The 13,625-nt window shown below is 65.9% G+C and carries 9 protein-coding genes; 3 read left to right on the forward strand and 6 right to left on the reverse strand.

Annotated features, from left to right (window positions below):
• Window positions 1–6: 6 nt before the first annotated feature.
• From C1927_RS07545 to C1927_RS07570, 6 genes are all read right to left on the reverse strand, one after another.
• Window positions 7–1,257, reverse strand: coding sequence for a DUF4105 domain-containing protein (locus C1927_RS07545; protein WP_079221332.1), 1,251 nt, complete (start codon window positions 1,255–1,257; stop codon window positions 7–9).
• 23 nt (window positions 1,258–1,280) lie between these two features.
• Window positions 1,281–2,162, reverse strand: coding sequence for a transporter associated domain-containing protein (locus C1927_RS07550; RefSeq protein WP_079221333.1), 882 nt, complete (start codon window positions 2,160–2,162; stop codon window positions 1,281–1,283).
• Between the two features lie 64 nt (window positions 2,163–2,226).
• A complete protein-coding gene (locus C1927_RS07555) occupies window positions 2,227–2,781 on the reverse strand; it encodes a hypothetical protein (RefSeq protein WP_079221334.1) in 555 nt (184 codons plus the stop codon).
• A gap of 91 nt (window positions 2,782–2,872) precedes the next feature.
• Window positions 2,873–3,478, reverse strand: coding sequence for a hypothetical protein (locus tag C1927_RS07560; RefSeq protein WP_237772026.1), 606 nt, complete (start codon window positions 3,476–3,478; stop codon window positions 2,873–2,875).
• A gap of 50 nt (window positions 3,479–3,528) precedes the next feature.
• Window positions 3,529–4,014 carry an rRNA maturation RNase YbeY gene (gene ybeY, locus C1927_RS07565; RefSeq protein WP_079221336.1) on the reverse strand — a complete coding sequence of 162 codons (486 nt, stop codon included), beginning with the start codon at window positions 4,012–4,014 and terminating at the stop codon, window positions 3,529–3,531.
• Between the two features lie 147 nt (window positions 4,015–4,161).
• Window positions 4,162–5,145 carry a PhoH family protein gene (locus C1927_RS07570; protein ID WP_079221337.1) on the reverse strand — a complete coding sequence of 328 codons (984 nt, stop codon included), beginning with the start codon at window positions 5,143–5,145 and terminating at the stop codon, window positions 4,162–4,164.
• Window positions 5,146–5,383: 238 nt separating this feature from the next.
• Here C1927_RS07570 and C1927_RS07575 point away from each other — a divergent pair, with 238 nt between their 5' ends.
• The 3 genes from C1927_RS07575 to C1927_RS21360 all read left to right on the forward strand — a co-directional run bounded on the left by C1927_RS07575 (window position 5,384) and on the right by C1927_RS21360 (window position 13,599).
• On the forward strand, window positions 5,384–8,734 hold the full coding sequence (locus C1927_RS07575) for a type VI secretion system Vgr family protein (protein ID WP_254051550.1): 3,351 nt from the start codon (window positions 5,384–5,386) through the stop codon (window positions 8,732–8,734).
• Window positions 8,735–9,138: 404 nt separating this feature from the next.
• Window positions 9,139–11,502 (forward strand): phospholipase D-like domain-containing protein, encoded by a 2,364-nt coding sequence (locus C1927_RS07580; protein ID WP_254051584.1) that lies wholly within the window; start codon window positions 9,139–9,141, stop codon window positions 11,500–11,502.
• A 660-nt stretch (window positions 11,503–12,162) separates the two neighbouring features.
• Window positions 12,163–13,599: a hypothetical protein gene (locus C1927_RS21360; protein WP_159095320.1), complete on the forward strand. Its 1,437-nt coding sequence runs from the start codon at window positions 12,163–12,165 to the stop codon at window positions 13,597–13,599.
• Window positions 13,600–13,625: the final 26 nt, after the last annotated feature.

Below are 13,625 nucleotides of genomic sequence, written 5' to 3' on the forward strand. Positions count from 1 at the left end.
CCTGCGTCAGCGGGGTGTTTCGGACAAGTGAGGACGACGCGCCAGCACCCAGGCCAGTGCCACGTGCACCGGCAGCAGCAGCACGATCCACTGCACGTTGTACTGCGCCTGCAGGCTCAGCCAGTGCAGCACGAGGGCGGCCACCGACTGCGCGGCCAGCAGCCACAGGACGATGCTGAACATGCGCCCGGGCACGCGCCGGCGCAGCAGGGCGATGGCGCCCGGCAGCAGCAGCACCGCCAGCGGCGAGAGCAGCAGCAGGTTGCGGTTGGCCCACGCGGCGTAGTGGATGCTGAAGCCCCACAGGAACACCAGCACGCCGCCGAACAGCGCACACAGCAGCCAGAACGGCAGGGCCAGCCCGGCCAGCAGGCGCGGGCGGCTGCGCAGGGCCAGCACGCCGGCGGCGATCACCAGCCCGCACAGCAGCCACGGCCACCAGCGCCGGGCGAATTCCTTCGGTTCGGCCGCGATGCGGTGCGGCAGCAGCTCCTGCTCGCTCTGCACCAGTGGCCGGCCATCGCTGTTGCGCACCTGGCGCAGCGCATCGGCCAGGCGCATCGGCACGAAGGCCTCCTGCCAGCGCGACAGCGGCTGGTCGGCGAAGGGCCCGAGGCCGACGTCGAAGCCCAGCCACATCCACGGTGCCGGCGAGGCCAGGCGCACCGATTCGCTGCGGTAGGTGTTGCCGCGCGAACGCCCGGACAGCTGCGCATGCAGGCCGCCATCCAGTGCTTCGTTCAAGGTGTCGCGCACCATCGTGGCGCAGTTGGCGGTGTAGTAGTCGTAGTGGTAGCGCGCGTTTTCCGGCTTCGCCCGTTCGGCCAGGCCGGCAGCCAGGGCACGGGCCTGGTCCGGGCGCAGGTCCAGCCACTGCACGCTGGCGCCGCGGCCGGTCTCGTCGTAGTACGACAGGTCCTGCTGCAGCGGCAGCGCCACCAGGTAATACATCATGTCGCCGCGTGCGAAGCGGCTGATGAAATCATCCTCGGACGGATCGAAATAACCGAAGTTGTACGAGATCGCCTCGCCGCTGACCGGGTCGAGGACCACGATGGCGTCGTGGCCGAAGCGCTCGAAGAACACCGTGCCCGGCTGCATGGTCACCACGCCGATGCGCGGCGCCGGTGCCTCCTGCGGGCTGGCGACGTCGGCCGCCGGGGCGGCCGAAGCCGCCTGTGCGAAGGCGGCCTGCGGCAGGGCCATGGCCAGCACGCACAGTGCCAGCCACAGGGTCAGGCGCGCGGTCAGGCGCATTGGCGAGAACGGGCCCCAGCGCTTCAAGCGTCGTCCTGCTCGTCCGGCGGCAGCACCGTCACATGGAAGGCCTGCACCCGGCGCGCATCGGCACGCGCCACGCGGAACATGAAGCGGTCCAGCGCCAGTTCGTCGCCCACCTCCGGCAGGTGGCCGATCGCTTCGGTCACCAGGCCGCCGATGGTGTCGTAGTCCTCGTCGGAGAACGTGGCGCCGAAACGCTCGTTGAAATCACCGATCGCGGTCAGTGCATCGACCACGTAGCGGCCGTCGGCCTGGATGGCGATCTGCGCCGACTGGTCCTCGGCCTCGTCATGCTCGTCGTCGATCTCGCCGACGATCTGTTCCAGCACGTCCTCGATGGTGACCAGGCCGGCGACACCGCCGTACTCGTCCACCACCATGGCCATGTGGTTGCGCGACAGGCGGAACTCCTTCAGCAGCACGTTGAGCTTCTTCGCCTCGGGGATCAGCACCGCCGGGCGCAGCAGCTCGCGCACGTTGGCCGGCCCGTTGTCGGCTACCACGCCGCGCAGCAGGTCCTTGGCCAGCAGGATGCCAAGGATGTCGTCCTTGTTCTCGCCGTGCACCGGGAAGCGTGAGTGGCCCGATTCGACGACCTGTTTCATCAGGTCCAGGAACGGCGCCTCGACCGGCAGAGAGACCATCTGCGAGCGCGAGATCATCACGTCGCCCACGGTCAGCTCGGCCACCGAAATGGCGCCTTCCATCATCTTCAGGGTATCGGCGGCGATCAGACCCTCCTCCTGCGCGGTGTGCAGGACAGCGACCAGCTCGTCGCGGGTATGGGGTTCGCCGGAGAAGGCGGAGGTCAGGCGTTCAAGCCAGCCGCGCTTCTTTTCATGGGGCTCCAGGGAGGAGCTACTACTGTCGTCTTCTGACATCTCTGGAAAAAGGGCACCCGGCAAGCCGGGCGTTGTCCCAAGTCTAGCAGGATGTTGGGGCCTTTCAGTGACCGCCGGCGGCGGCGGCCGGAACCTCGTCCTCGGCCGGCAGATCCAGGCTGTAGGTACAGCCGGCCAGGGTCTTGCCGGGGTGGCTGGCCACCGTCGACACGCTGAGGATGATCGATTCGATCTGGGCCTCGCCGGTCCTGGGGTTGGTCACGTCGCGGCTGACCACCTCGCGGCCGGCCATGAACTTGCCGTCCTGGTCGTAGCCGGTTTCCAGTTCCAGGCGCTTGGCCAGCGGGTGCGGGTCGGCCTGGTCCAGCACGGCCATCACGCTGGCGCCGGCCAGGGCCACCCGTTCGGTCTGCTGGCCGAACACGGTGATGGGGTTGGCCAGGCGGAATTCGCTCATGAACTGGTTGCCCTGCGGAAGCGGCTGCAGGCCCTGGGCCACGGCCTTCAGCGGGTCGGCCAGCAGCGGCGCCAGCGCGGCATGCTCGGCCACGCCCTGGCGGCATTCGATCAGGGCCGGCAGGTCCAGCGGGGCGGCCGATGCGGTGGAGGCGAAAGAGGCAAGCAGCAGGGGCAGGGCAGTACGCAGCAGCACAGGCATGGGATCCGCGATGAAGGGTGCCCGGACATGGTAGCGGCGGTGGGGCGCGCCCGCGACCGGACAGGCCGGGGCGCACCCGGGGGGGGCATGCTCAGCCCTGCGAGGTACGGCCCAACAGGGACCGCATGCGCCCCAGCGAACGGCGGGCCACGGCGCGCAGCGCCATCACCGGCAGGGTCAGCATCGCCGAGAACAGTGCCACGTGCACCAATTGCAGCACCGCACGCAATGCAAGCTGCAGGGGGCCCGATTCCAGCAGCCAGTCCGGCACTTCAGCGACCGAACGGGGGATGACGCTCATGTACACCGCGGCCAGTACGAACAGCGCCCACAGCTGCGCACGGCTTGCATGGAAGAACGGCAGGCTGCTGCTGTCGCGCCCCAGGCGCTTCTGCAGGACCACGCGCCAGCACACCGGCGCGGAGAACGCGCCGATCAGGATCAGAACCATCGACGCCATCCACAGCGTGCCGTTGCTGCTCACCGGCCCAGGGCCCTCCAGCAGGTGCGGGCCAACCACGCCTACCGCCAGCGCGGCCAGCAGGCTGGACGGCGACAGCACGGCCAGCGTGCGCAGCAGCCAATGCCGGCCATCAGGGTGGCGGGCGCTGAGGCGGTGCAGCAGGTTGGCGGCCACGACCAGCAGCAGGGCAAAGATCGCCGTTTTGGCCAGCATCGGCCCCATGTCACCCATCATCGTCCGTGTCTCCGGGGAGGTTGCAGCTGCAGGATAGCGCCGTACGCGGCTCAGCGCTCGCCGGCGTAGGGGTCTTCGATACCGAGCTCGGCCAGGATCTCGCGCTCGAGCTGTTCCATCGCCTCGGCTTCCTTGTCGTCCTCGTGGTCCCAGCCGAGCAGGTGCAGCACGCCGTGCACGGTCAGGTGCGCGTAGTGGGCGTTCAGGGCCTTGCCCTGCTCGTCGGCCTCGCGGGCGACCACCGGCGCGCAGATCACCAGGTCGCCCAGCAGCGGGAACTTCACGCCCTTGGGCAGGCCTTCGGGCACATCGGCCGGGAAGCTGAGCACGTTGGTGGCGTAATCCTTGCCACGGTAATGCCGGTTCAGCGACTGGCCTTCCTTGGCATCGACCACGCGGATGGCCAGGTCGGCCTCGCGGATACGGCCCTTCAGGGCCGCGGCCACCCATTTGCGGAAGCTCACCGCCGCCGGCAGCCCGGCGCGGGGCAGGGCGTAGCTGATGGCGACATCGAGGCGGACGGGGCCCTTGGTCATGACAATTCCGGCATTCAGATCTGAGAGGCGACAGTATCGCGCGTGTGGCGTCCTACTGCGACGTCCAGTCGTCGGCGTCGTAGTCGATCCTCATCCTTTCGGTACCTTCCAGCGGAGCCCGGGCCGCCTCGCGACGGCAGCGTACGGTTATTCGGCGCCCGGCTTGAGCTGATGCAGGTCGCGGCGGTCGTAGGCATTGACGATGCGCGCCACCAGCGGGTGGCGGACCACGTCGCGTGCTTCGAAGAACGTGAACGTCACGCCCTCCACATCGCGCAGCACGTCGATGGCATCGCGCAGGCCCGACTTCACGTGCTTGGGCAGGTCGGTCTGGGTCAGGTCGCCGGTGACCACTGCAGTGGAGCCGTAGCCCAGGCGGGTCAGGAACATCTTCATCTGTTCGATGGTGGTGTTCTGCGCCTCGTCCAGGATCACGAACGCGTCGTTGAGCGTGCGGCCGCGCATATAGGCCAGCGGTGCGATCTCGATGACGTTCTTTTCCAGCAGCTTGACCACCTTCTCCACGCCCATCATTTCGTACAGGGCGTCGTATAGCGGGCGCAGGTAGGGGTCGACCTTCTGGCTCAGGTCGCCGGGCAGGAAGCCCAGCTTCTCGCCGGCTTCCACCGCCGGGCGCACCAGGATCAGCCGCTGCACGCGTGACTCGTTGAGAGCCTCGACGGCGCTGGCCACGGCCAGGAAGGTCTTGCCGGTACCGGCCGGGCCGATGCCGAAGTTGATGTCGTGGGTCGCGATCTGGTGCAGGTAGCGGCCCTGGTTGGCGCCGCGGCCGCGCACGGTGCCGCGCTTGACCTTGATCGCCACATCCTGCGCTTCGTAGGAACGCTCGGCGATCTGCTCGACATTGGCCTGCGCCAGGCGCAGGTGGATGGCGTGGCTGTCAAAGGTGGTTTCGGCGGCTTCGACATACAGCGCTTCGATCAGCTTCTGCGCCTCGATGATCGCCTCGTCCGACCCGCTGATGCGGAACACGAAGCCGCGGTTGGCGATCTCCACACCGAGCTTCAGCTCGATCTGTCGCAAATGCCCATCAAAGGGGCCGCACAGGTTGGCCAGTCGCTCGTTGTCTTCCGGCGACAGGGTGAAATCTCGATGCTCGATGCTTTTCATTGATCGGGTAGGGCGGAAGCCTTGCACCACAGTGGATTCAAGCAGCAAGGGTAGCGCGCGGCAGGGCCGCACGGCCAGCGTCGGGCGTTTTCCACACCCTGTGTGGACCGGGCCGCAGGAAACCTGTGGATAGACGCCTGTATCGCTTGTGCCACAAGCCTCATGAGCCGGTGGTGAAAAAACCGTCATGACCGGCGTTGGCGGATGTGACGGGAACTTGACGCCGGCCGGTCCGGGGATGAATATCGGCCCAGAGTCCCAATGGAACAGGGTCTTCCGCGAGGATCGGCGCAGGGCGCCGGGTCAGACGCGACCGCCAAGGGAAGTCGGCGGCCGGGCCTGGTCAGGTCCGCGTGGAAGGTGGCAGCAGGCCATCGCCAGCGCAGGAGCGCCTGGCACAGGAGAAGTCATGGACGCTTCACGTGCGCATTCCGCGCTTGCTTCGCTGGTCGGGCTGGAGCCCGATCAACAGCTGCACCGCCTGCAGGCCGAGGGTCTGCCGCCGTTGTTCGTCGAACAGTGGTGGGGCCATGAACACCTGGCCAGCGGATTCGATTACTGGGTGGATGTGCTGCACCCGGATGCCAACCTGCCGCTTGGCACCTGGCTGGGCCGAAGCGGGGCGCTGCTCACCCGCCTCGACGACGGGCAGGACCATCACCGCTGGGGGCATGTTGCCGAGGCCTGCCTGCTCGGCAGCGACGGCGGGCTGGCCCGCTACCGCCTGCATCTTGTGCCATGGACGTGGTTTCTGGGTCATGCCCGGCACAGCCGGGTGTACCAGGAGCGCCCCGTGCGCGACATCGTCGAGGACGTGCTCGGCGGCCATGGCGATCTGGCCCGTTGGCGCTGGAGCGACGATGCCGTGGCTGCCCTGGCCACCGCGCCCGTGCGCAGCTACTGCGTGCAGTACCGGGAGCCGGATCTGGCATTCGTGCTGCGCCTGCTCGCCGAAGAGGGAATTGCCTGCGCCTTCGACGGTGACAGCGGCGACGGACTGACCCTGGTGATGTCGTTCGACAGCACCGTGCAGCCGGAAAACCCACAGTCGGCCCGCGATGGCGGCATCCGCTTCCATCGCAACGACGGCACCGAGGCAACGGACACGCTGCAGCAGCTGGGTCCGCACCGTCTGTTGGGCAGCAACCGCCTGTCCCTTTCCACCAGCGACTATCAGGGGCCGGTGGTGCGCCATGTCCAGCTGCCATTGCAGGGCGCAGGCAGCAGTCCGCGCGAGATCTACGAGCCCGTCGGCGCCCATGCCTTCGCCCAGGCAGATGACGGGCAGCGCCGGGCCCGCCGCGCGGCTGAGGCGCATGAAGCGGGCCTGGCCGGTTGGGTGGGGGCGGGGAGTATCCGCAGCCTGCAGGCCGGTCGCTTCATCCGCGTCCTGGGCTCCGGCTCGGGTTCCGCGCCGGTGATCCTGCCGATCGAAGTGCTGCACCACGGGTGCAATCCATCGCCACTGACCACGGCGTCTGCACCGTCGCGCGCCGAGGCACCCGCCGCCTGGCGTGATGCCAGCCATGCGCTGCCGGGTGCTCCGTTGGACGCCGCCTCCGCCACCGGCTGCGTCAATCGGTTCCGCGCCGTCGACCAGCAGAAACCGTGGCGGCCCGTGCTGCCCGATGGCACGGGGGAGCGCCTCAATCCGCGCCCGCTTGCACCGGGCTACCAGTCGGCCACGGTCATCAGCGGTGGCGGCCGCGACGATGCGGACCTGCATGCAGACAGCCAGGGCCGGGTCCGCGTGCGCCTGCATCTGCAAGGGGCTGCCGATGCGGACGCCACATGCTGGATGCGCGTGGCGCAGCGCTATGCCGGGCCGGGTGTCGGGTCGCAGTTCCTGCCGCGTGTCGGCCAGGAGGTGCTGGTCGGCTTCATCGAAGGTGACATCGACCGGCCGCTGGTGCTCGGCGCGCTCTACAACGGTCGCGGCGACGCAGGCATCGTACCCACCCCCGCCGGTACGGCAGCGGGGACCGGTGATACCGGGCTGTTCGGGCGAGCTACCGACACCGGCGCCAGCGCGCAGGGCAATGCTGCGGGCGGTCACGCGCCGGCCTGGCATGCGATGGCGCCAGGTGAGGGGCAGCACCGTCACGCCGGGGCGTTGTGGGGCATCCAGTCGCGCGAGTGGTCCGGCACCGGCTACAACCGCCTGGTGTTCGACGATTCCGATGCACAGCTGCGCCTGCAGCTGGCCAGCAGCCAGGCCAGCAGTGAATTGAATCTTGGCCATCTGCTGCACACGGCCGACAACCATCGCGGCTCACTGCGCGGTGAGGGGCTGGAACTGCGTACAGATGCGTGGGGCACGCTGCGCGCGGAGCGTGGCGTGTGGCTGACTGCCAGGCCCCATGGCGCGTCGTCGCCAGCCGGGGAGGTGGTCGCGGCCGGTGCGTTGCTGCAGCAGGCTGCCACCCTCGCCCAGGTCAGCCATGCAACGAGCGCCACGCACGGCACGGTTGGCCTGGCCAGCCACGCGCCACCCGACGACAGCGCGGGTCTGGCCGGCCTGCAGCGTGTCGCCCGTGCCAGCGTTTCCGGCCAGACCTATGCACAGGCCTGCGCGGATGGCGCGGGAGAGCCTTCAGCCGCCAAGGTGCCACATACCGATGCGCCCACTCTGGCGCTGCACGGCCATGCCGGCCTTGCCATGGTCGCCGGTCAGTCCCTGCACTGGAGCAGTGCACAGCATGTGGCGCTGGCCAGTGGCCAGCACAGCGACGCCAGCGTGGCGGGCCATGCGCGCCTGCATGCGCGGCAGGCAATCGGCATGCTGGCTGCCGGCAGCCGCAGCTTTGCAGGCGATGCGGCGCTGAGCATCGTGGCCGGACAGGCCATGCTGGACATCCGGGCCCAGTCAGATCGGGTCAACCTCATCTCGCGTGCCTCGCAACGTGCTGCCAGTGCGCAAGGGGCGCTGGAACTGGCCGCGCCGCGCACCCTGCACATCGCCACGGCCGGTGGCGCCAGCCTCACCCTGGAAGGCGGCAATCTGGTGGTCAACTGTCCCGGCACCGTGACCGTCCATGCGGGGCAGAAGTCGTTCGTAGGCCCGGCACAGCTGACGTATCCCCTGCCGGACATGCCCACCAGCGCGCTCAGCGAACAGATTCCAAAGTTGGCCTTCCGGCTGCAGGACATCCCAGGGCCCCAGGGCCTGCCACTGGCAGGCCAGGCCTGGAAGATCGTGCGCACCCGGAAGGCCCTGGACGCTGAACTGCGTGACGGCGCGCTGGTGCCGGAAAGCTGGGCCGAGACGCTTGCCGAGGGCGAAGCGGATGCGCAGGGTGATGTGAGCCTGGACGATGCACTGTGCGCGAAAATCTGGAACGACGCTGGCCGGTTCCCGGGGCGCCTGTTCCTGGTGCATGGCATCGACGTCATTCCACTTCAGCGACCGCGGCCGTACAGCAGCTCGCCCGGCGTGCGCGCCACGATGGACACGCTCGAGGCGATCAACTACGGCAAGACGCTGGCCGACCTGCCCGACGATGCGGCCCTGTACGCCTACCGGCAGCGCGCCGAGTACGAGTTCCAGTCGCATATCGACGCCGATCCGGCCCAGCGCAAGGAGATCTAGTCATGGCAGATGGCACCACACTGGGCAGCGTCCCGCATACCGCCCTGACCTGCCTGGACGGGCAGAAGGGCACCACCAGCGGTGATTACTACGCACCGCCCGATCGCCAGTTCGCGCCCGTCCGGCGAGGCAACAAGGTCGATTCGTTCACCGACGGGCGTTCGGCGATGAAGGCAATGGCGGACGCCATCCGCAATGCGCAGAAATTCATCTTCATCGCCGACTGGCAGATGAATTTCGACACCGAGATGGACGAACGCGGAGGCGCCCACGCCAGTCGCCTCAGTGAACTGTTGTTCGACGCCATCAACCAGCGCGGCGTGGATGTGCGGGTACTGCTCTACGACAGTGTCGAGGCGGCGGCCTATACGCACGAAAACGAGGCGCGTACGGCCTTGTACAAGATGCAGGATGCCAACACGCCGGGGCAGGTGCAGGTCGGCCTGCACAACCCGGCCACCGGCCGCACCGATGCCTTCAATATCGCCTTCTCGCACCACCAGAAGATCCTGGTCGTGGATGGGCACATCGGCTTCGTCGGCGGCCTGGACATCGCCCATGGCCGCTGGGACGACGGCAACTTCGACGTGGTCTGCGACCCCAGGCTGCATGTGCTCAATGACCACTACAACAACTGCCTGAGCAAGTTCCGCGGCATGACCAGGGCTGAGCAGGACCTGACCCTGGACAAGCCCGATACCAGCCCGGATGCGGCCGGCCGTGTCCGCCCCGGCTTTGCCCAGGCATACGTGCCGGGCCTGGCCATCGCGCTGGACCGGATGAAGGCGCAGTGGGACGCCGGCGCTGCGCTGGCCGAACTGCAGGACTACGCGGACAAGCTGGGTGTGCCGGAGGCGCTGGAACGCGAGGGCATCCGCAAGCTCGCAGAATGGGTCATCCCAGGCATGGAAGAAGCAACAAAGGTGCAGCGTACGGTCGCCAAGACCTTTCTTGCCATCAAGGACTGGCTGACAGAAATCGAGAAGGAGTATGCCGAGGTCACTGCCGCTTCCAACAGGGCCGCCGACGAGGCGGTCAAGCTCAATGTCGGCGAGGCAGCTGCGGCTGCCGCGCGTGCCGCGGAAGCTTTCGCCACGATCCAGGCGAAGAAATTCGGTGAATGGTTCGATGAGCGCAAGGCCGCGTTCAAGGACGCCATTCTGGGCCCGGTCAACACGGCCACCACCGTTGTGGGATATGTGCGCGATCCCGCCTCGCTGGTCAAGGACGCGGAAGCCAAATATGCCGAGATCGAGAGCAAGATCGTCAAGGCGAAGCAGGCCTGGGAATCGCTGGTGAAGTGGATCAACGAGCCGGTGGATCGCATCCAGCGGCTGCTCGACAGCGGGCGCCAGCCACGCATGCCATGGCAGGACGTGCACGCGCGGCTGCAGGGGCCGGCGGTGTTCGATATCTGCCGCAACTTCATGCACCGCTGGAATGCCATGGTCTGGCAGAACCAACGCGGTGATCGCGAGATCGGTACGGTGGTGCGCGAAAGCTTGAACTGGGGAATCCGGGGTGCCAATGGCCTGGTCGGGTCGGATGTACCCGAGCAGACCACGCTGGCGCGCGGGATGGAACTGACGCCCTTGAGTGATCAGTGGCTGCAGTCCATGGGCGGCATGCAGGAACTGTTTGGCGACCTGACCCGACCGGGCAAGGCCGGGAATGTCAGCGTGCAGATCGTGCGATCTTCGGGTACGGCACTGCACGCCCTGGAGAAGAAGGGGTGCAAGGAGCTCGGCCTGAAGCTGGATGATGCCAGTTGCCTGCAACCCTACTGGGAGCGCGACCAGCCGATGCATTCCATCCTTGATGCGATGGTCAACTGCATCGCCTCGGCCAGTGCCTTCGTCTACCTGGAGACGCAGTTCCTGATTTCCGACTGCGGATGGGCCGACGCCGGGCCAGGAAGTGCGGTGGAGACCGCGATCAAGGGGGGCGAGCGCCGGGAAATGACCGAGGCCGAGAAGAAAAAGGCAGGCTACGTCGACAAGGGCGTGGGCATGAGTGGTCCTCTTGGAAAGGCCGGCGTGGTCCAGAACATGGTCACGCGGAAGCAGGGCGTGAAGTCAGCGGCCAGCAACCCCTTGGTGGCGGCCATCGCCGCGCGCATCCGCCGCGCCATCGTGGCCAGGCAGGGGTTCCACGTCTACATCACGTTGCCCGTGCATCCGGAGGGCAGCCTGTTCGATGGTGCCGTGCTGAAGCAGCAGTACTGGGTGCAGCAGACGCTGCTGCGCGGCGACGACAGCCTCATCCGCCGCATCTGCCGTTCGCTGATCGCACGCGACAAGGACATCCGCGAGGTGAGCGTGGAAGAGGCCGACCTGCAGGCGGAGGTGAAGGCAGGTCGGTGGAAGGAGTACCTGTCGGTAATGAACCTGAGAAGTTACGGGGTGCTTGCTGACACCAACCACAAGAACCACTACGCGCCGCATACGATCGGCGCGGACCAGGCCACCCCCTTGTATGTGGTGACCGAGCAGTGTTACGTACACTCCAAGCTGCTGATCGTGGACGACGCCGTGGCCATCATTGGAAGTGCGAACTGCAACGACCGCAGCCTGCTGGGCACGGGCGATACCGAGATCGCCGCGGTGATCGTGGATGGTGCGGCCCAGTCGCTGGACCTGGGTAATGGCGTAAAGGTGATAACCCGGAAGTTTGCGCGGGATCTGCGGATGAAGCTTTGGAGGAAGTTCCTGGGGCAGGCGCTTGAGACGAAGCCTGAGAAGGGGGGGGGAGCAATTCGTCTTTTCTAATGCAACCGAAGACTACTACCCTTGGTTCAGCGAAAAAGTTCCAACCCTGGAGGTCGACAAACCGGCAAGTACCAGAACTTGGACGGGAATCAGGGAGCTTGCGGATGCCAATTCGGAAGCTTATCAGCGTGTCTTCACGAATGTCCCTCGCGACTCATTCCCTCGCTACGACTCTGTGTTTCATGGATTCCCGGCGGCCGGTCTTAGTGACAAAGGGCACGTGAGGCGCATGCTCTATGCGCAGCCGGCAGATCTGCAGCCAGATTTCATGCAGGAGCCAAGTGTTGTGAACGACTACGTGACCGGTGCAGTGGGGCGGCATGACGTGCGTAAGGCGACGGATTTTCTCAGAGGTACCCAAACGCGCCGCGGGATTCAGGGCTTCTGGGTGACCATGCCACTCCTCTGGGGGAGTGAGATGGATGATCCGGCTGCAGCGATGCCGAACGAGATCATCGCGGTCGTACCTATTGAGGGAAATCGGTCAACTGAACTAGCGTACTCGGGTCGACATGGTTCTTGGGGGCACGGAGAGCAGGTATGAGTGGGCATCTACTGTTGAGGGCGATGGTGGCCTTGGGAGGCCTGTGTGGAGTGCAAACCGCGCTTGCAGACTGCGGTTCGTCAAATGAGAAGGGCCTCCGGTTTCAGGATGGTGGGATGGTGATCAAGTTCAGGCCAAGCCCATCAGACGAGGTGGATGCGGTAGGCGCCAGCCTTAGTCGCGCGAACAAAGTTGCCCCCTACGTACGGATCAGTGTCGAACCAAACCTCGGTGAGCTGCACAATCAGCCGTTCAACTCGAATGGTGGTGCTGTTTATTACTTGGAAGAAAGCGCTCAAGGGCAACGGCTGTGCCGCGTTGAAGAGTGGAAGAGGCGGGAATCCAAATTGATTGGGCAGGTGCCGCCTGAGAGCCTGCATCCTGCGGTGAGGCCGGTGTATCCCTATTTCGAGCTGAACAGGAGCTATGAGCTCCATTATGACTTGGCTGGTGGATTGACTTCGATTCAGAATGTTGATGCGAAAGGGCGTAGGGTCACAACATTCTGTGCACTCTACGACGAAAAGGGTCGCATAGAAGTGGCAAATGAGAGTTCTGGGTTGATTGTCTCGGATAAGCCAGAGTTCCAGTGTTCGCAGCTCCGAGATATGCCATCCCGCGTTACCACTCGGTACTTCACTTATCGGCCGGATGGATTGCGCGCTTCCGATGTAGTCAAGCAGGCCACCCGTAAGCCAGGTGAGGATCCCTACCGCGAGGACATCGGCCTTGGAACGGAGGCGACCGACGGTGCCTGGACTGTGGGGGGCTTCGTCAATGTCGACGATGCTGAACTGAAACGGATCGTTGGCATTCGCTTCTATGGCAGCGAAAAGCGAGGGCTTGTAGGGGTGCAAAGCCCTTCCGCTACGCTGGTTCCATCTGACGCCACTCCAGTTTTCGCAGAGCGCAGTCGGAGCGTGTCGCAGGAGGTGCGGTACACGTTCCCGGGTGAGCGTGTTCCTCCAGAGGTCGCCAAGGGGTACTTTGAAGGAGTCACAGGCTATACCCGTGTGCGTGAGTATCTGCACCGTTCGGATAGCAGGATTTTCGAAGTATTCGGACCGCAGGCAAAGCATCCGAGCGAACGCCAGTGGCGCAGGCTGGATCTGAATCGTCAGGAGAACTACGACGCAAATGGCAAGCTTGCGCGGGTGATTCTGTCCGGCCCGGTCTCTGGTGACGAAGGCTACACCGAGAACCTTCGCGCCTACGCAGAAAAGGGCGTGCTGAAGCTCACGCCGCTCACCAACGGATACAGCTCCTACCGCGTGTACGACTATGACGCCACCGGCAAGGAGTCACTCTCGTTCGTCTGCTGGCGCTACGAAGTCTCGACCAACAAGCCTTACGCCCATTTTCCCTGGTGGGAAGCGGACCCCCGCCCCAAGCGCAGTCGTGAAGCCGAGCTGCAGTACGCCAGGACGCAGGTGGGCACACGCTGCGGCACGCCGGACGGCAAGATGATTGTGGAGGGAATGGGCCCGGTGAAGAAGCTGATGGAAACCAAGTACGCCTTTGGGACGACCAAGCTGGGGTTGCCGGGCGAGTAGGGCGAGTCTTCTATCCCGAACTCGTG

It is taken from the genome of Stenotrophomonas sp. ZAC14D1_NAIMI4_1, assembly GCF_003086775.1.
Taxonomy (GTDB): Bacteria; Pseudomonadota; Gammaproteobacteria; order Xanthomonadales; family Xanthomonadaceae; genus Stenotrophomonas.

Coding starts and splice junctions, on each gene's coding strand:
- C1927_RS21360 (WP_159095320.1), top strand. CDS start 12,163: ATGGTGATCAAGTTCAGGCCAAGCCCATCAGACGAGGTGGATGCGGTA.
- C1927_RS07545 (WP_079221332.1), bottom strand. CDS start 1,257: ATGCGCCTGACCGCGCGCCTGACCCTGTGGCTGGCACTGTGCGTGCTG.
- C1927_RS07560 (WP_237772026.1), bottom strand. CDS start 3,478: ATGATGGGTGACATGGGGCCGATGCTGGCCAAAACGGCGATCTTTGCC.
- C1927_RS07570 (WP_079221337.1), bottom strand. CDS start 5,145: ATGAAAAGCATCGAGCATCGAGATTTCACCCTGTCGCCGGAAGACAAC.
- C1927_RS07575 (WP_254051550.1), top strand. CDS start 5,384: ATGAATATCGGCCCAGAGTCCCAATGGAACAGGGTCTTCCGCGAGGAT.
- C1927_RS07550 (WP_079221333.1), bottom strand. CDS start 2,162: ATGTCAGAAGACGACAGTAGTAGCTCCTCCCTGGAGCCCCATGAAAAG.
- C1927_RS07555 (WP_079221334.1), bottom strand. CDS start 2,781: ATGCCTGTGCTGCTGCGTACTGCCCTGCCCCTGCTGCTTGCCTCTTTC.
- C1927_RS07580 (WP_254051584.1), top strand. CDS start 9,139: ATGCAGGATGCCAACACGCCGGGGCAGGTGCAGGTCGGCCTGCACAAC.
- ybeY (WP_079221336.1), bottom strand. CDS start 4,014: ATGACCAAGGGCCCCGTCCGCCTCGATGTCGCCATCAGCTACGCCCTG.